This window comes from Proteus sp. G2618 (genome assembly GCF_009915995.1).
Lineage (GTDB): Bacteria > Pseudomonadota > Gammaproteobacteria > Enterobacterales > Enterobacteriaceae > Proteus > Proteus terrae.
In genome coordinates, this window is record NZ_JAABNI010000016.1 from 187,762 (window position 1) to 204,356 (window position 16,595).

The window sequence follows — 16,595 nt, forward strand, 5'->3', positions numbered from 1 at the left end:
TGACGTGATGGATATCGTATTTATTGAGCAATTATCAGTAATAACCACAATCGGTGTTTATGATTGGGAAAAAACCATAAAACAAAAATTAGTGTTCGATATCGAAATGGAATGGGATAACAAACGCGCATCCCAAACCGATGATGTGGTTCATTGTTTAGATTATGCCAGTGTGAGTAACGCAATCATTGATTATGTTGAGACTCGACGTTTTGAATTAGTTGAACGCGTAGCAGAAGAAGTGGCACAGTTGTTGATAACTCAATTTGCTGTACCTAGAGTAAAAATTAAATTAGCGAAACCCGGGGCTGTTGCACAAGCCAAAAATGTGGGTGTAATTATTGAGCGTAAAGCTTAATTAAAACTGATCCTGATTAAGTCGCGATTTCCATTTTATAATCGCGACTTCTCGTTGCTTGGTTAGCGCATCTCGTATTGCACTACCTTTTAATCCACTTTCAATAATTGGCTTAATATCCACATTATTTGCAATTGCGAAAGCTTGGCAAAGAAACGCGCGTTGTGGATAAACAAGATTTTCTAATCCTTTGCGTCCTCTGGCGTCGGCTTCACTCACCATTGCTAATTGCTCAACACGTTCAGGTTTTCGCCATGCATCAATAGCATCAAATAAGCGGATTATTTTTGAAGGGCGCATTCTATCAATACGATGGATATGATCATGAAATCTTGCCGTTAAGCGTGCCAAATCACGAATATGATTAGGAATACGATAACGTTGGCATAAGGCTTCAACTAAAGGAACACCAGCAGGGCCATGTCCATGGTGATGAGGCCAATTTTCTGGAGGTGTTAATCCTTTTCCCAAATCATGGCATAAGGCGCTAAAGCGTACCGCAATATCATCGGTTAATTGGCTAGCGATATTGAGTACCATCATGGCATGAATGCCTGTATCGATTTCTGGGTGCCATTTTTCAGGCGCAGGAACACCAAACAAAGCATCAATTTCAGGAAAAAGAACACTTAAAGCACCACATTGACGTAGAACTTCAAAATAGACTTGAGGCGCGGGGCTCTCAAGGGCTTTTTCTGTTTCTTTCCAAACACGTTCAGCAGTCAGCGCGTTTAGCTCGCCACTTTGTGCCATTGTTTTCATTAATTGCAGTGTTTCAGGTGCAACACTAAATCCTAAAGGCGCAAATCGTGCAGCAAAACGTGCAACTCGCAAAACTCTTAAAGGATCTTCTGAAAATGCCTCAGAGACATGGCGAAGTTGCCTCGCATGGATATCATTTATGCCATGGTAAGGATCGACATATTCACCATCAGCAGAATAAGCAATGGCATTAATGGTGAGATCACGACGAGCGAGATCGTCTTCTAATGTGACATCCGGCGCTGCATAACAAGTGAAACCCGTGTAACCTGAGCCTGATTTTCGTTCTGTACGCGCAAGGGCATACTCTTCATGAGTATCTGGATGAAGAAAGACAGGAAAATCTTTGCCTACTTGTTGATAGCCTTGTTGTAATAGCATTTGAGGTGTTGCACCAACAACAACCCAATCTCTGTCTTTTACTGGCATCTGTAATAGTTGGTCGCGCACAGCGCCACCAACAAGGTATATATTCACGGGATCACTGTTCCTTTGGCTGGATGTTAGTTCATCCAACGATCATTACGTTTACGACGGCGCGGGATAATATGTGGAAGGATCAGACCAAAAACAAGACCTGCGCCTGCAACACCACCACCATACATAAACCACTGTAAGATGATATCGCGTTGTCTGTCATCTAATTGTTGATTAGCAAAATCGAGTTTTTTCTCTGCGACAGCGAGCTTTGTTCTCATTTGTTCATTTTCTTTTTTCAAGCCATTGATGATGTCATCGCTGTTTGAAACTTTATTTTGCATATCAGTGGTACGTTGTTTCCAGCTTTGATCGATATTCGCCAGTTTATCACGCAGTGTTTGGATCTCTTTTTCCATAGCAGGAATACGAGTACGCATACTTGGTTGAGTACTGAGTTGGTTTTCTGGTAGCCAAACGGTACGATCTTTATCGTCTTTAACCTGTACATAACCCGTTGCTGCGTTACGAGAAATGACAGTAACGGTTGAGCCCGAATTTAAAGAGCCAACAATTCGATACTGATTCCCTGGTCCACTGTGTACATAAGTGGATAGTTCATCGGAAACATAACGAGTTTCTGCGTGTGAGCTCAGAGAAACGCCTAAGCTAAGTAATGAAAGAAAAAGTAAGGGTAATTTTCGCATTATGTTTTCAACTTTTTTATCTATACAAGAGAATATTTTTACTGATACTAAAGAGTAAAGTTTGCGTAAGCAAATAGTAAACCAGAATGAGAACACTCTTAACTGGTAGAATATAGGGATAATCTGCCTTTTATTCATTATTGTTATTAGGCTATCACTTGCAAAATGAAAATGCGTCAAATATTTTACTAATTAATTGATTTACTTAAGGGAAATAGAATGAGCCAATTAGAAACTGAACTCAAAATGAGTGCCATACCTGCCGCTATTCCTCACATTATTCAGCGCATTCTGACTCTACCTCATCAGCACTCTGATCCCAAAAAGCTGACTAATCTTTACTTTGAGACGACAGATAATCAAATTCGTCGTTGGGATATGGGGTTGCGTATTCGTGGTGTTGATGAAAGTTATGAAATGACAATTAAAACAGCTGGTAAAGTGGTTGCAGGTTTGCATCAACGTCCAGAATATAACGTGAAATTAGAGCAACCTAAATTAGATTTAGCTCGCTTTCCAGCAGAAATCTGGCCTGAAAATACAGATTTAACCCTATTAGAAACACAACTCAATGTGCTGTTTAATACCGATTTTTATCGCGAAATCTGGCTGGTGGATTTTCAAAATAGCCAAATTGAAGTGGTATTAGATAAAGGTGCTATTCGTACTCATCAATATGAGTTGCCGATTGAAGAGTTCGAGTTAGAGCTTAAAAAAGGTGATGTGTCAGATGTTATCGCATTAGCAACTTATTTAGGTGAAAAGGGTGGATTGCGCCTAGCTTCTCGCAGTAAAGCGGCTCGAGGTTATTATTTAGCGAAAGATAAACCAGCCTTATCGTTGAGTGTGGTGAACCTTTCTCCTAGTGATACAACCGCTCAGCAACTTACAAAATGGTTAAGTGCAATACAAGCATTAGAAGAAGCCATTTTTGCTAACCCAACACCACCGACAATTACTATGCCAGCAATGTTGGCGTTATTTTCAGATTGGTGTAAAAAACGGTCTGATCTGCCTGAATCTATGCAACAGTCGCTCAATGGTATTTCACCGTTAACATTTACAACCGCAACCGACTATTATCATGTTTTATGGTTGAACTTTAAGTTATCTTCTATGGCGTGGTTACTATCTATTGCTTAATTTTCTGACAACTTGAGAGTCTATTTATGTCTGTTATCGGTGTATTTCAACAATTGTGGAATAAAGCACAGTGTGGGTTCTCTTCTCAATTAAACGCGTTAGCACCTTTTAGTGAGCTCGAACAACAGTTTTTTGCTTTTAGCCCTTTTGCAACAGAGCATTTACGCGTTAATCCTCAATGGTTGACTGATATCAGGCAAAATCCACCAACTAGTGTGGAATGGCTGAGTTATGAGTCTCAATTAACAGAAAAATTAGTCAATGTTGATAATGAAGATGATGTGATGCGGATCTTACGCCAATTTCGTCATCAACAATTAGTGCGTATTGCATGGCTACAATTTTTTCAATTAGGCGATATTCCTTGTGCACTAAAACATTTGAGCGTATTGGCTGAAACTTTAATTTGTGTTGCGAGAGATACGCTTTATCAGCAATGTTGTCAACAATGGGGAACACCTTGTGATCATGAGGGAAAACCTCAGCCATTACTGATTTTAGGAATGGGAAAACTAGGTGGGTTTGAACTTAATTTTTCTTCTGATATCGACTTAATTTTTGCCTATCCTGAAAATGGATTTACGCAAGGTGGACGCAGAGAATTAGATAATGCACAGTTTTTTACTCGCTTAGGTCAAAAGCTTATTAAGGCTTTGGATCAACATACCATTGATGGCTTTGTCTATCGTGTTGATATGCGATTACGTCCTTTTGGTGAAAGTGGTCCTTTGGTAATGAGTTTTGCAGCACTGGAAGATTATTATCAAGAGCAAGGGCGGGATTGGGAACGCTATGCGATGATCAAAGCGCGTGTTTTAGGTGCTGAAAAGAAAGAATATTGCCAAGTTTTACGGCAAATGTTACGTCCTTTTGTTTATCGTCGTTATATTGATTTTAGTGTGATTCAATCACTTAGAAATATGAAATCCATGATTAGTCGTGAAGTTCGTCGTCGTGGCATGATTGATAACATAAAATTGGGCTCTGGAGGGATCCGTGAAATTGAATTTATTACTCAGGTTTTCCAGCTAATTCGAGGGGGAAGAGAGCCGGAGTTACAAAGCAATTCATTATTAACAGTGCTTAATGTCATCACTAAACTTGAGCTGTTAACATCACAAGAAACCGCGCAACTAACTGAAAGTTATCTTTTCCTTCGTCGATTAGAAAATTTACTGCAATCTATTGGTGATCAACAAACCCAAACCTTACCAGAAAGTGAAGAAGATAAAGCACGGTTAACTTTTGCAATGGGATTTGATGATTGGGAAACGCTTTATCAAGAAATTAGCCACAAGATGCAGGCTGTTTCCGTAATTTTTACGCAATTAATTGGCGAAGAAGACGAGAATGATGATGAAGATGATATCTCTGAATTTAAACGCCTTTGGTTACTGGGGCGTTTGCCTGAAACATCGTCATTATTTCATGAAACATTAACCATCGAAGCTCTTGATGCGATAAATCAGACGTTGCAGAATTTTCGACAAGATATTGGCAAGCGAACGATTGGCCCGAGAGGACGTGATGTTCTTGATGCCTTAATGCCAAAACTATTAGCTAAAATTTGCCAACAACCTCAAACTTTAGTGACACTACAACGCGTGACGCCTTTGTTATTAAGCATTGTGAGTCGCACAACGTATTTAGAGTTGATGCAAGAATCGGATGAGGTTTTAACGCATGTTATACGGCTCTGTGCGGCATCTCCGATGATCGCTGAACAATTAGCGATTCACCCTTTATTGCTAGATGAATTACTTGATCCCAACTCTCTTTATCAACCCCTGCCTTTAGATGCGTATCGTGATGAATTACGACAATATTTATTACGTGTGCCAGAAGAAGACGAAGAGCAACGATTAGAAGCATTACGTCAGTTTAAGCAAGCTCAATTACTACGTATCGCCGCTGAAGATATTACAGGTGTATTACCAGTCATGAAGGTTAGCGATCACTTAACCTATTTAGCGGAAGCTATTATTCATGCAGTTGTTCATCAAGCTTGGTCATATATGGTGAAACGTTATGGTGAGCCTGAACATTTAGCTCATCGTGATGGACTGGGTTTTGCGGTGATTGGGTACGGCAAATTAGGAGGATGGGAACTAGGATATAGCTCAGATTTAGATTTGGTCTTTTTATTAGATTGTCCAATAAATACGGCGACAACGGGAGCAAAACAGATTGATGCTCGCCAATTTTATCTGCGTTTAGCACAGCGCATTATCCATTTATTTAGTACCAGAACATCTTCTGGCGTGTTGTATGAAGTTGATGCACGCTTACGCCCTTCAGGTGAATCCGGTATGTTGGTTAGTACTATTCAAGCTTTTGATGAATATCAGAAAAATGAGGCTTGGACTTGGGAACATCAGGCGCTAATTCGTGCCAGAATGATTTATGGTGATGATGAATTACAACAGATGTTTTCACGTATTCGTCATGAAACGTTATGTCTTTCTCGTGATGCTGATGTGTTACAAAATGAAGTGCGCGATATGCGTAAAAAAATGGTGCAACATCTTGCACCAACACAAGCAGACAAATTTGATTTAAAAACTTCATCTGGCGGTATTACCGATATTGAATTTATCGCGCAATATTTAGTATTGCGTTTTTCTCACCAATACCCGGCTTTAACTCGTTGGTCGGATAATGTGCGTATTTTTGAGTTAATGGCAAAACATCAAGTGATGGATGAAGATGAAGCTCTCGCTTTAACACATGCTTATGTCACCTTACGCAATGAATTGCATCATCTGGCGCTACAAGCATTACCTGCTATTGTGGATAATCATTGTTTTATCGCAGAGCGCGAGTGCGTATTAAAAAGCAAACTGAAGTGGCTCGGTGAACAAGAGTAATGATTTGTTGGCATGAAGTCTTATGTGTATCTCTTTTTGCCTAACAAGTTATGGTATTATTTCGGCTTATTTTGAAAATAAATGTGGAGTATGGGATGAAAGTAACGCTGCCGGATTTTAATAAGGCCAATGTGTTGGTTGTCGGTGACGTCATGTTAGACCGCTATTGGTATGGCCCAACAAGTCGAATTTCACCAGAAGCCCCAGTGCCAGTGGTCAAAGTAGATACCACAGAAGAGCGACCAGGCGGTGCTGCAAACGTTGCAATGAATATTGCGTCTCTTGGTGCTAATTCGCGTTTAGTGGGTTTAACCGGTATTGATGAAGCCGCAAAAGCATTGAGCAATACATTAAATCAGGTCAATGTGCGTTGTGATTTTGTCTCTGTTGCGACACATCCAACGATCACAAAATTACGTGTTCTTTCTCGTAATCAGCAATTAATCCGTCTTGATTTTGAAGAAGGATTTAACAATGTTGATCCTCAACCTATTTATGAGCGTATTCAGCAAGCATTACCTTCTATTGGCGCATTGGTTTTATCAGACTATGCCAAAGGGGCGCTTTCTCATGTTCAAGAGATGATCCAACTGGCGAAAAAAGCGGGTGTCCCGGTATTAATTGATCCTAAGGGATCTGATTTTGAACGTTATCGCGGTGCGACACTACTAACACCAAATATGTCTGAATTTGAACAAGTCGTTGGTGTTTGTAAAACGGATGATGAGCTGGTGGAGAAAGGCACAAAATTAGTTAGAGATTTAGAACTTGAAGCGCTGCTTATCACTCGCTCAGAGCGCGGAATGAGCTTGCTCCGTGCTAATGAAGCTCCACTGCATTTACCAACTCAAGCACAAGAAGTTTATGATGTGACGGGGGCTGGTGATACGGTAATTGGTGTATTGGCGACCTCTTTAGCTGCTGGCAAACCTTTAGGCGAAGCCTGTTTCCTTGCTAACGCAGCAGCGGGTGTTGTTGTGGGTAAACTAGGAACATCCACTGTATCACCTATTGAACTTGAAAATGCTATTCGCGGTCGTGCTGACAACGGCTTCGGCATGATGGAAGAAGAGCAATTAAAACAAGCTGTCGAATTAGCGCGTCAACGCGGTGAGCGTATTGTTATGACGAATGGTTGTTTTGATATTCTTCATGCAGGGCATGTTAGCTATTTAGCAAATGCACGCAAACTCGGTGATCGCCTTATTGTTGCTGTAAATAGTGATGCGTCTACTAAGCGCTTAAAAGGTGAAAGTCGTCCTGTTAATCCATTAGAGCAGCGTATGACAGTGCTAGGCGCTTTAGGTGCAGTCGATTGGGTTGTTGCATTTGAAGAAGATACACCACAGCGCTTAATTGCCTCTGTATTACCAGATATCTTAGTTAAAGGTGGTGATTATAAGCCTGAAGATATCGCAGGTAGCAAAGAAGTTTGGGCTGCTGGCGGTGAAGTAAAAGTGCTGAATTTTGAAGATGGCATTTCTACAACGAACATTATTAATGCGATTAAAAAGAAATAATGGCATAAATTAACGACGAAAGGCACTCTTTGGAGTGCTTTTTTTATAATAAAGGATCTAGCTATTATCATTTTTAATGATATTTTTATTAATGGTTATTGTTCTCTTTTTAAATGATACTCAACAATATAATCTTGAGTGTTTCTATACATAATTGAATAATTAATATAATCACCCTGAGTACTATATGATAATGTACTAAGTCTTAATATTGGAATGTTAGTTTCTATTTTTAATAATTGACAAATATTGTTATCAGGCATAATAGGGTGAAAAGTTTCATAACTCCCTGATATTTTTATTTGACAAATATTTTCAATAAAATCAAATTTAGAGCCTTCTAAATGCGTTAAGGTTAAATTACGAAAATATTTAACAGGCATGTAACTGTCTTCAACAATAAGAGGTTTATTATCGACGTAACGTATTCGCCTTGAATAAAAAATACGTTCATTTGAGTTGATACGTAATTTACTGGCGATAGATAAAGGACAAGGAATAACACGAAATTCTATAACTTCACTTCTTACATTGTGACCTGTATTTGCCATTAATTCGACAAAGCCTTTTAAGCTTGCATTTTCATGATGAACATCTTTTTCTTTAATATAAGTTCCTGAACCATGTTTTCGTTCTAATAATCCTGCGGTCACTAATAAATCCACCGCTTTACGTATTGTCATTCTCGATACATTGTATTGTTGTGCTAATGATTTTTCTGCTGGCAAAGGGTCACCAATTTGGTATCCAGCCGAATTTATTTGAATTCTTAGGCTTTTTGCAATGTCTTTATAGATCACTTTTATACCTCTTTTTATTCTTAAAACCAGCTCTCTTTATTTAATTTATATGAATATAATCTTTTGATATATAGGATAATCATTTATACCTATAAAATGTGAACGTTATCAAAAAATAAAAAGTGATCTGCTTTTTGACTAAAAATGAGATCACTTTGCCTGAAAGATTAGTATGAATCAGATCACGAATAATTCATTTTAGATGAGAGAATAAAGAGAAAAGAATCTAATCTGAATTTACAGAAAAAAAATGAATTAAATAGCATACCGTTTCAGTAGCAGTAAATAAGAGGATATTTTTATGCTCAGTCAAATACAACGATTTGGTGGAGCCATGTTTACCCCTGTCCTGCTATTTCCTTTTGCAGGTATTGTTGTAGGCATTGCCATTTTATTACAGAATCCATTATTTATTAGTGAAGATTTATTAAGACCCGATAGTTTATTTGCCCAAATTGTTCATATTATTGAAGAGGGGGGATGGACGGTTTTTCGTAATATGCCTCTTATTTTTGCAATTGGCTTACCAATCGGTTTAGCTAAAACTGCACAAGCAAGAGCTTGCCTTGCTGTAATGGTGAGTTTTCTCACTTGGAATTATTTTATTAATGCAATGGGAATCGTTTGGGGAAGTTATTTCGGCGTAGATTTTACAAATGAAATCGGCGGAAATAGTGGCTTAACAATGATAGCTGGAATTAAAACATTAGATACCAGTATTATTGGGGCGATTATTATTGCGGGTATAGTTACAGGTATTCATAATCGTTATTTTGATAAACAGCTTCCTGTCTTTTTAGGTATATTTCAAGGAACTTCGTATGTTGTATTAATTAGTTTCTTTGTTATGTTACCGTTAGCGTGGATAACATTATTTTTCTGGCCAAAAGTGCAAATTGGTATTCAATCTTTGCAAGTATTTATGGTTGAATCCGGCTCTTTAGGTGTTTGGATATATACCTTTCTTGAACGTATTTTAATTCCTACAGGCCTACATCACTTTATTTATGGTCCATTTATTTTTGGCCCTGCAGTCACTGAACATGGAATTCAAGTTGATTGGGCTCAAAATATGCAATATTTCAGTCAAAGTACTGAATCTTTAAAAGCGTTATTTCCAGAAGGTGGCTTTGCATTGCATGGTAATAGCAAAGTCTTTGGTTCTATTGGTATCGCACTTGCTCTTTATTTTACTGCTGCACCTAAAAATAGAGCCAAAATTGCAGGTTTGCTTATACCCTCTGCATTGACCGCTGTATTCGTGGGAATAACAGAACCTTTAGAGTTCACATTCTTATTTATCTCTCCGTTATTGTTTGCCATTCATGCCGTATTAGCTGCCACATTAGCGACAACACTTTATCACTTTGGGGTTGTCGGAAATATGGGCGGAGGGATCATCGATAATTTCCTACCTATGAATTGGATCCCAATGTTTCATAACCATTACGGGATGATTATTACGCAAATAGTCATAGGCCTTATTTTTACAATGATTTGGTTTGTGGTGTTTAGAACATTAATTATCAAACTTAATTTAAAAACACCCGGTCGTGAAGAGGATGATGAAGAGATCAAGCTCTATAGCAAACAAGATTATAAAAATAAAAAGTCACAAGATTCGGATAGTTCAAAAACAGCAAAAGAAGATCGCAAACTCGCACTTCCTAAAGGCATCCTTGAAGGCTTAGGGGGAAGTGGAAATATCAAATCCTTAAATAACTGTGCAACACGTTTACGTATCGAAGTGATAGATAACGAGATAATTGAAACAGATGCCTATTTTAAAGGGCTCGGTGTACATGGTGTAGTGCGTAAAGGTCATGCATTGCAAATTATTATCGGGCTACACGTTTCTCAAGTGAGAGACAAAATTGAACAACTTATGAAAGAAGATAGGCAAAATAACACCTTGTCGGAGGCTATATAATGAAGAAGTTCTCAGTCGTAATTGCAGGTGGCGGTAGTACATTTACACCCGGTATTATTTTGATGCTACTGGAAAACTTAAAACGTTTTCCATTAAGAGCCATCAAGTTTTATGACAATGATGCTGAGCGGCAAGAAATCATTGCTAAAGCTTGTGAAATCATTCTTACTGAAAAAGCACCTGAAATTGAGTTTTGCTATACCACGGATCCCAAAACGGCCTTTACAGATGTTGATTTTGTGATGGCACATATCCGTGTTGGTAAATATCCAATGCGCGAAAAAGATGAAAAAATTCCTTTGCGCCATGGTGTATTAGGACAAGAAACTTGTGGTCCTGGTGGTATCGCTTATGGTATGCGTTCTATCGGTGGCGTCTTAGAGTTGGTTGAATATATGGAAAAATATTCGCCAAATGCCTGGATGCTAAATTATTCTAACCCAGCTGCCATTGTCGCTGAAGCTACTCGTCGTTTAAAACCGAATGCGAAGATCTTAAATATCTGCGATATGCCAATTGGCATTGAATCACGTATGGCACAAATTGCAGGATTAAAATCACGCAAAGAGATGCGTGTCCGTTATTACGGTTTAAATCACTTTGGCTGGTGGACTCAGGTTGAAGATTTACAAGGTAATGATTTACTGCCAGTTATTCGTAAACATGTTGCGGAACATGGGTATATTCCCAAAGTGGCAGGTGAGCCAGTTGAAGCGAGTTGGAATGATACATTCGGGAAAGCAAAAGATGTGTGGGCACTAGATCCGACAACTATGCCGAATACTTACTTGAAATATTATTTATTTCCAGATTATGTTGTTGCGCATTCTGATCCTCATCATACTCGTGCAAATGAAGTGATGGAGCACAGAGAGAAGAATGTATTTAGCGCTTGTCGTGCCATTACGAGTGCAGGTAAATCATCAGCAGGGCATCTTGAGATTGATGAACATGCTTCTTACATCGTCGATCTAGCAACAGCTATTGCGTTTAATACTCAAGAAAGAATGCTACTGATTGTTCCTAATAACGGCTCAATTATTAATTTTGATCCAGAGGCAATGGTTGAGATCCCTTGCATTGTTGGAAGTCATGGGCCAGAGCCTTTAGTTATGGGTAAAATTCCATTATTCCAAAAAGGGATGATGAGCCAACAAGTTGCAGTTGAAAAATTAGTGGTAGAAGCCTGGATTGAAAAATCATATTTGAAACTTTGGCAGGCGATTACGATGTCTAAAACAGTGCCAAGTGCGACTGTTGCAAAAGCAATTTTAGATGATTTAATTGAAGCAAATAAAGACTATTGGCCAGCGTTAAAATAGCTATTGATAGATATTTTGAGTATATAAAAAATAACCCTGTGTCTTTATGAGATACAGGGTTTTGCTTTATAACTAAAATAAGTCATAAAGTGAATAGATTAAGCTTTATTTTCTGCTGGAGTTTCTACCACAATTTCAACTTCTTCAACTTGGGCAATTTCAGCTTGAGGTTTTGCCTGCAGACCAGCTTCTAGCTCATTTAAACGTTGCTCTAAACGATTAAGTTTTTCACGAGTACGTAATAAGACTTGAGTTTGTACATCAAACTCTTCGCGATTAACTAAATCCAATTTGTTTAATTGAGATTGTAGAACAGTGCGGATTTTTTTATCAATATCATCACCAAAATCTTTAATGCCCTGTGGCAGGACGTTTTGGATTTGGCGCGCGACTTGTTCAAGTTTTTTCGGGTCCAACATGGGAAGTCCTCACAAATAAAATAGAAAGCTGAGGCTAAGTGTAATATGAGGACAGAGGGAATAAAACCAGATATCAAGATTATTGTTACTTTTTTATTATAAATAGTTAAATAACCGTATGTCATAAAATGATTATGTGATGAAACAAAGATTGTCGCCGATTGATGATTGCCTCTTATAATTTTAAAGCGTATAGTTTCACCGTTAATCTCAGGGCGGGGTGAAAGTCCCCACCGGCGGTAGATACCTGAATACTTAGGTAAAGCCCGCGAGCGCTTTGTATTGCCATTGTGATGCAAAGGTCAGCAGATCCAGTGTAATTCTGGAGCCGACAGTTAAAGTCTGGATGGGAGAGAATAAAATAGCATCAGTAGGATCATTGTATCCATTCCTGTTGTTTCTGCTTATGTATTAATTAAGCAGAGATCCACTCCTAAGACTGCCCTGGTTCTGGTAACTTTCATTAATTATTGAGGTTTTTTTACCATGAATCAGACGCTACTTTCCGAATTCGGTAATCCATTTGAGCGTGTTGAACTTGCTCTAGAAGCCCTTCGTGCTGGTAAAGGCGTGATGGTGCTCGACGACGAGAACCGCGAAAATGAAGGCGATATGGTTTTCGCAGCAGAAACTATGACCACAGAACAAATGGCGATGTCTATTCGTCATGGTAGTGGCATTGTTTGTTTATGTATTACAGAAGAACGCCGTCAACAACTTGATTTGCCTATGATGGTGGAAAATAACACCAGTCATTTCCATACGGCATTTACAGTAACGATTGAAGCAGCACAAGGTGTAACAACCGGTGTTTCAGCATCTGATCGTTTAACCACAGTACGTGCAGCGGCAGCTGATAATGCAAAACCAAGTGATTTAAATCGTCCTGGTCACGTATTCCCATTACGTGCCCAACCTGGTGGTGTGCTAACGCGTGGCGGGCACACAGAAGCATCGATTGATTTAGCAACTTTAGCCGGTTTTAAACCAGTTGCAGTGTTATGCGAATTAACAAATGACGATGGCACGATGGCAAGAGCACCAGAAGTGATCACTTTTGCTAAAAAGCACAATATGCCTGTACTAACTATTGAAGATTTAGTGGCTTATCGTCTTCGTGAGGAGAAAAAAGCTGGCTGAAATTAACATGTTATAACCGACACTGAAAACACACACACTTATTCAAGCCATTTAAGGAAACTTAGGTGGCTTTTTTCATCTTTTTTGAATAACTATTTCATACTTCTTTGACTATATTTCAAGTAAGAAGGCGCTATGCTAACGCCATAAGATCACAAGCCATAAGAGGTGATTATGGACACAAAAATGATGCCAGCGCTGTTTATTGGACACGGTAGCCCAATGAATGTATTAGAAGATAATACATATACTCGCCTCTGGTCAAAATTAGGGGAAACGCTTCCTCAACCTAAAGCAATTTTAGTGATTTCAGCTCATTGGTATACTGATGGAACTTATGTAACAGCAATGTCGCAACCAAAGACAATTCATGATTTTTATGGATTTCCACCAGAGCTATACGCAATAGAATACCCAGCGCGAGGGTCGATAGGCTTGGCCGCACTAATTGAAGATCTTATCGATCCGATTAAATTAAAACTCGATATGGATCAATGGGGATTAGATCATGGAAGTTGGGGAATACTTGAAAAAATGTATCCCAACGCAAATATTCCTGTTGTCCAATTAAGCATTGATGCTCGTCAATCAGCGCAGTGGCATTATGAATTGGGACAAAAGCTGGTTGAATTACGTAAAGAAGGCGTCTTAATCATTGGTAGCGGTAATATCGTTCACAATTTAAGAATGATGGATTGGCAAAATAGCAATGCGACGCCTTATTCTTGGGCATTAGCCTTTAATGAGACAGTCGAAAACAGCTTACGAAGTGATAATGTACCAGAAACGTTATTTACGATTTTATCAACAGAAGAAGGGCGGTTGGCACATCCTACACCCGACCATTTTTTACCTGCGTTGTATTTATTAGGCTTAAAACAAGAGGGTGAAAAGGTAACAGTGCTGAATAATGATATTGTGAATAAATCGCTAAGCATGATGACGTTTCAAATTGGATAAAACTATCCAATAAAAACTAATTGATTTATAGAAGTGAAAGGCTAAATTCCTTTTATGGAATTTGGCCTTTTTTACTGATAACGAAACCTATTTTGAATAAAAAACACCTTACCGTTTATAAGCAATAAGGTGCTCAACATGATTTTAAGATTTCTATTAATCTAAAATAATATGTGGATAGAAGCGTGAGAGATCTTGAGTAATAAGCTCTCTATCTTCTCTAATACAAATACCTGCAGATTGGTCGTTAACCAACCAGCTACCAATTAATGTATAGCTATCGCCAAATTTTGGTAGTGGATGGAAATCTTGAACAATAAAGCCTTCTTCACCGTAAGGGCCATCTGCGACAGCAATATCCTTGCCGTTTTCAACAATGCGAATATTTGCACCTTCGCGTGAAAACAGTGGCTTGATAACATAGCGCGATAATGAATCAGGCGCTTTACCATCATAAAAATAAGCAGGTAGCAGATTTGGGTGATTAGGGAACATCTCCCAAAGCATTGGTAGCAATGCTTTATTCGAAATAATGCTCTTCCAAGAAGGCTCTAACCAACGAATACCTGCATCAGCAAGTTTAGTTGAGAAGTCTTCGCGGAACATAAATTCCCAAGGGTAAAGCTTAAACATATTACTGATTATCTGATCTTGCAGATCAGTTAATTCACCACGTTCACCTAAACCCAGATCTTCAATAAAAACAAAATCAGTCGTTACTTGGGCTTCTTCAGCACAATCTTGTAGATATTGAACTGTGCCACGATCTTCTTCAGTATCTTGGCAACAAGACATATGCAGATAACGCATTCCGTATTGATCACGAAGCTCTGCAAAACGATCAATTAACTTCTCTTGAATGCTATTAAATTGATCGGCATTTTGCGGTAAACGACCTGCATTGACTTGATCTTCAAGCCAGATCCATTGGAAAAAAGCAGATTCATACAGTGATGTCGGAGTATCTGCATTATTTTCTAACAGTTTTGCCGGACTTTTACCGTCATACGCTAAATCAAGACGTGAATAGAGGGACGGTTGAGACGATTTCCAAGAATCACGCACAAAATCCCAGCAGTGACGCGGGATCTGAAAGCGAGTCAGTAACTCTTCACTATTAGCCACTTTATCAGCGACTTGTAAGCACATCTGATGTAACTCTTCCGTCGTTTCTTCTAACGTTTCAACCTCTTCCATTGAGAATTGATAATAAGCATCTTCAGACCAATAAGGCTCGCCATACATTGTATGAAAGTTGAAGCCAAATTCCGTTGCTTTTTCACGCCAATCCGGGCGTTCAATGATATTTTCGCGTTTCATGGTTTTAATTAACCACCTGAACGATAAGAAGACGAACCGGTTGAGCTACGGTTATTATTTGTTGCATTGGTACGTTGAGCAGCTGCTTGTCTTGATACAGTGTTACCAAAGCCACCACGAGTTACCGTTGAGGTTGTTGATGGTTTTGGTGTCATGGCTGTTTTTGGTACGTTCATTTGACGACCGCCAACCGCAGGACCGTAGTTACGGCCTGTTGCATCCACAAATTTACCATTTGCAGGGCTTGTTGGGTTACGCGAACTAAACAGAGGTTGTGCTGGCGCACCACCACCCATTAGACGACCCATCATATAACCCGCCATCAATGGCATAAAGAAGCTACCACCGGAGTTAGCTTGAGCCATTTGTGAGCTGTCTGGGTTTAAATTATTGGCATTTTCAGTACTAACAGGCTGTCCATCAATAGATGCAGTTTGAGTACATTGTGCATCACCGAATTCAGCTACGCAGTCTTCTAATGTTGCATATTTAGGTGCTGTACGCTGTGCTTCTTGCAATGCAGTGCGATAAGAGTCTTCACACTGGGCCGCTTGTGAAGGATTTGCTTGAGCACATTCTTGTGCGTTCATATACAGTGAAACTGTCTCATCGCTCTCTTCACATCCTGAAAGCGCGAATACAGCAGTGATGGCGATTGCAACAGGCGCCAGACGATAAGGGCGAAATGCTTTACGGAAAGCATCACGATTAATCGATTTGGTACGTTTCATTGGCATATTGATAAGATCCATAAAAGGTAAAACGTTCAAAATAAAAGCTAGGATAGGTTAAATAGTCTAGAAAATAAATAAGAAACGCCTAATCATCAGGGATAACCAGAAATTTGTGATCTTTATAAGGTTAAGGGTAATAAAATTAGGTAAATCCTCTCTTTTTAACCTAATTGTAATTAAGGTATTTGTTATTACA

At 39.0% G+C, this 16,595-nt stretch carries 14 protein-coding genes and 1 riboswitch; of the genes, 8 read left to right on the plus strand and 6 right to left on the minus strand.

The features are described from left to right. Positions 1–7 precede the first annotated feature (7 nt). Positions 8–358 (plus strand): bifunctional dihydroneopterin aldolase/7,8-dihydroneopterin epimerase, encoded by a 351-nt coding sequence (gene folB / locus GWJ01_RS09200; protein ID WP_075672896.1) that lies wholly within the window; start codon positions 8–10, stop codon positions 356–358. Here folB and GWJ01_RS09205 read toward each other — a convergent pair whose 3' ends face one another. Further along, on the minus strand, positions 359–1,597 hold the full coding sequence (locus tag GWJ01_RS09205; RefSeq protein WP_109394112.1) for a multifunctional CCA addition/repair protein: 1,239 nt from the start codon (positions 1,595–1,597) through the stop codon (positions 359–361). 26 nt (positions 1,598–1,623) lie between these two features. Continuing rightward, on the minus strand, positions 1,624–2,244 hold the full coding sequence (locus GWJ01_RS09210) for a TIGR04211 family SH3 domain-containing protein (protein ID WP_109394111.1): 621 nt from the start codon (positions 2,242–2,244) through the stop codon (positions 1,624–1,626). A gap of 219 nt (positions 2,245–2,463) precedes the next feature. Between GWJ01_RS09210 and GWJ01_RS09215 the strand changes: the two genes are divergently transcribed. The 3 genes from GWJ01_RS09215 (at position 2,464) to hldE (ending at position 7,774) form a co-directional block, all read left to right on the plus strand. Beyond that, positions 2,464–3,387, plus strand: coding sequence for a CYTH domain-containing protein (locus tag GWJ01_RS09215; protein ID WP_109394110.1), 924 nt, complete (start codon positions 2,464–2,466; stop codon positions 3,385–3,387). Between the two features lie 26 nt (positions 3,388–3,413). Continuing rightward, positions 3,414–6,254, plus strand: a complete 2,841-nt coding sequence (glnE, locus tag GWJ01_RS09220) for a bifunctional [glutamate--ammonia ligase]-adenylyl-L-tyrosine phosphorylase/[glutamate--ammonia-ligase] adenylyltransferase (protein WP_109402050.1) — start codon at positions 3,414–3,416, stop codon at positions 6,252–6,254. A gap of 95 nt (positions 6,255–6,349) precedes the next feature. Beyond that, positions 6,350–7,774, plus strand: a complete 1,425-nt coding sequence (hldE, locus tag GWJ01_RS09225) for a bifunctional D-glycero-beta-D-manno-heptose-7-phosphate kinase/D-glycero-beta-D-manno-heptose 1-phosphate adenylyltransferase HldE (RefSeq protein WP_109402049.1) — start codon at positions 6,350–6,352, stop codon at positions 7,772–7,774. A gap of 95 nt (positions 7,775–7,869) precedes the next feature. Here the strand turns inward: hldE and GWJ01_RS09230 are convergent, their stop codons facing one another. Beyond that, positions 7,870–8,574: a GntR family transcriptional regulator gene (locus GWJ01_RS09230; RefSeq protein WP_109394107.1), complete on the minus strand. Its 705-nt coding sequence runs from the start codon at positions 8,572–8,574 to the stop codon at positions 7,870–7,872. 301 nt (positions 8,575–8,875) lie between these two features. On the opposite strand from GWJ01_RS09230, the gene GWJ01_RS09235 reads away from it, so the two are divergent. Both GWJ01_RS09235 and GWJ01_RS09240 read left to right on the plus strand, forming a co-directional pair. After that, a complete protein-coding gene (locus GWJ01_RS09235; protein WP_109394106.1) occupies positions 8,876–10,504 on the plus strand; it encodes an alpha-glucoside-specific PTS transporter subunit IIBC in 1,629 nt (542 codons plus the stop codon). Then, positions 10,504–11,826, plus strand: a complete 1,323-nt coding sequence (locus GWJ01_RS09240; RefSeq protein ID WP_109402048.1) for a 6-phospho-alpha-glucosidase — start codon at positions 10,504–10,506, stop codon at positions 11,824–11,826. Before GWJ01_RS09235 ends, GWJ01_RS09240 begins: the two co-directional genes overlap by 1 nt. A 98-nt stretch (positions 11,827–11,924) precedes the next feature. Here GWJ01_RS09240 and ubiK read toward each other — a convergent pair whose 3' ends face one another. Further along, on the minus strand, positions 11,925–12,245 hold the full coding sequence (gene ubiK, locus GWJ01_RS09245) for a ubiquinone biosynthesis accessory factor UbiK (RefSeq protein ID WP_098941958.1): 321 nt from the start codon (positions 12,243–12,245) through the stop codon (positions 11,925–11,927). 202 nt (positions 12,246–12,447) lie between these two features. After that, a riboswitch (FMN riboswitch) is annotated at positions 12,448–12,607 on the plus strand. A 124-nt stretch (positions 12,608–12,731) separates the two neighbouring features. On the opposite strand from ubiK, the gene ribB reads away from it, so the two are divergent. Both ribB and ygiD read left to right on the plus strand, forming a co-directional pair. Continuing rightward, positions 12,732–13,385: a 3,4-dihydroxy-2-butanone-4-phosphate synthase gene (gene ribB / locus GWJ01_RS09250; RefSeq protein WP_023582768.1), complete on the plus strand. Its 654-nt coding sequence runs from the start codon at positions 12,732–12,734 to the stop codon at positions 13,383–13,385. A gap of 174 nt (positions 13,386–13,559) precedes the next feature. Then, positions 13,560–14,345 (plus strand): 4,5-DOPA dioxygenase extradiol, encoded by a 786-nt coding sequence (gene ygiD / locus GWJ01_RS09255; protein ID WP_075672906.1) that lies wholly within the window; start codon positions 13,560–13,562, stop codon positions 14,343–14,345. A gap of 156 nt (positions 14,346–14,501) precedes the next feature. Here the strand turns inward: ygiD and GWJ01_RS09260 are convergent, their stop codons facing one another. Both GWJ01_RS09260 and GWJ01_RS09265 read right to left on the minus strand, forming a co-directional pair. Beyond that, positions 14,502–15,665 (minus strand): glutathionylspermidine synthase family protein, encoded by a 1,164-nt coding sequence (locus GWJ01_RS09260; protein ID WP_075672907.1) that lies wholly within the window; start codon positions 15,663–15,665, stop codon positions 14,502–14,504. An 8-nt stretch (positions 15,666–15,673) separates the two neighbouring features. Further along, on the minus strand, positions 15,674–16,402 hold the full coding sequence (locus GWJ01_RS09265) for a DUF1190 family protein (protein ID WP_075672908.1): 729 nt from the start codon (positions 16,400–16,402) through the stop codon (positions 15,674–15,676). Positions 16,403–16,595: the final 193 nt, after the last annotated feature.

What these genes read in the sequence shown, in the direction of transcription:
- GWJ01_RS09260 (WP_075672907.1), bottom strand. Translation starts at nt 15,665, where the DNA reads ATGAAACGCGAAAATATCATTGAACGCCCGGATTGGCGTGAAAAAGCA.
- GWJ01_RS09265 (WP_075672908.1), bottom strand. Translation starts at nt 16,402, where the DNA reads ATGCCAATGAAACGTACCAAATCGATTAATCGTGATGCTTTCCGTAAA.
- GWJ01_RS09215 (WP_109394110.1), top strand. Translation starts at nt 2,464, where the DNA reads ATGAGCCAATTAGAAACTGAACTCAAAATGAGTGCCATACCTGCCGCT.
- GWJ01_RS09235 (WP_109394106.1), top strand. Translation starts at nt 8,876, where the DNA reads ATGCTCAGTCAAATACAACGATTTGGTGGAGCCATGTTTACCCCTGTC.
- folB (WP_075672896.1), top strand. Translation starts at nt 8, where the DNA reads ATGGATATCGTATTTATTGAGCAATTATCAGTAATAACCACAATCGGT.
- ubiK (WP_098941958.1), bottom strand. Translation starts at nt 12,245, where the DNA reads ATGTTGGACCCGAAAAAACTTGAACAAGTCGCGCGCCAAATCCAAAAC.
- glnE (WP_109402050.1), top strand. Translation starts at nt 3,414, where the DNA reads ATGTCTGTTATCGGTGTATTTCAACAATTGTGGAATAAAGCACAGTGT.
- hldE (WP_109402049.1), top strand. Translation starts at nt 6,350, where the DNA reads ATGAAAGTAACGCTGCCGGATTTTAATAAGGCCAATGTGTTGGTTGTC.
- GWJ01_RS09240 (WP_109402048.1), top strand. Translation starts at nt 10,504, where the DNA reads ATGAAGAAGTTCTCAGTCGTAATTGCAGGTGGCGGTAGTACATTTACA.
- GWJ01_RS09210 (WP_109394111.1), bottom strand. Translation starts at nt 2,244, where the DNA reads ATGCGAAAATTACCCTTACTTTTTCTTTCATTACTTAGCTTAGGCGTT.
- ribB (WP_023582768.1), top strand. Translation starts at nt 12,732, where the DNA reads ATGAATCAGACGCTACTTTCCGAATTCGGTAATCCATTTGAGCGTGTT.
- ygiD (WP_075672906.1), top strand. Translation starts at nt 13,560, where the DNA reads ATGGACACAAAAATGATGCCAGCGCTGTTTATTGGACACGGTAGCCCA.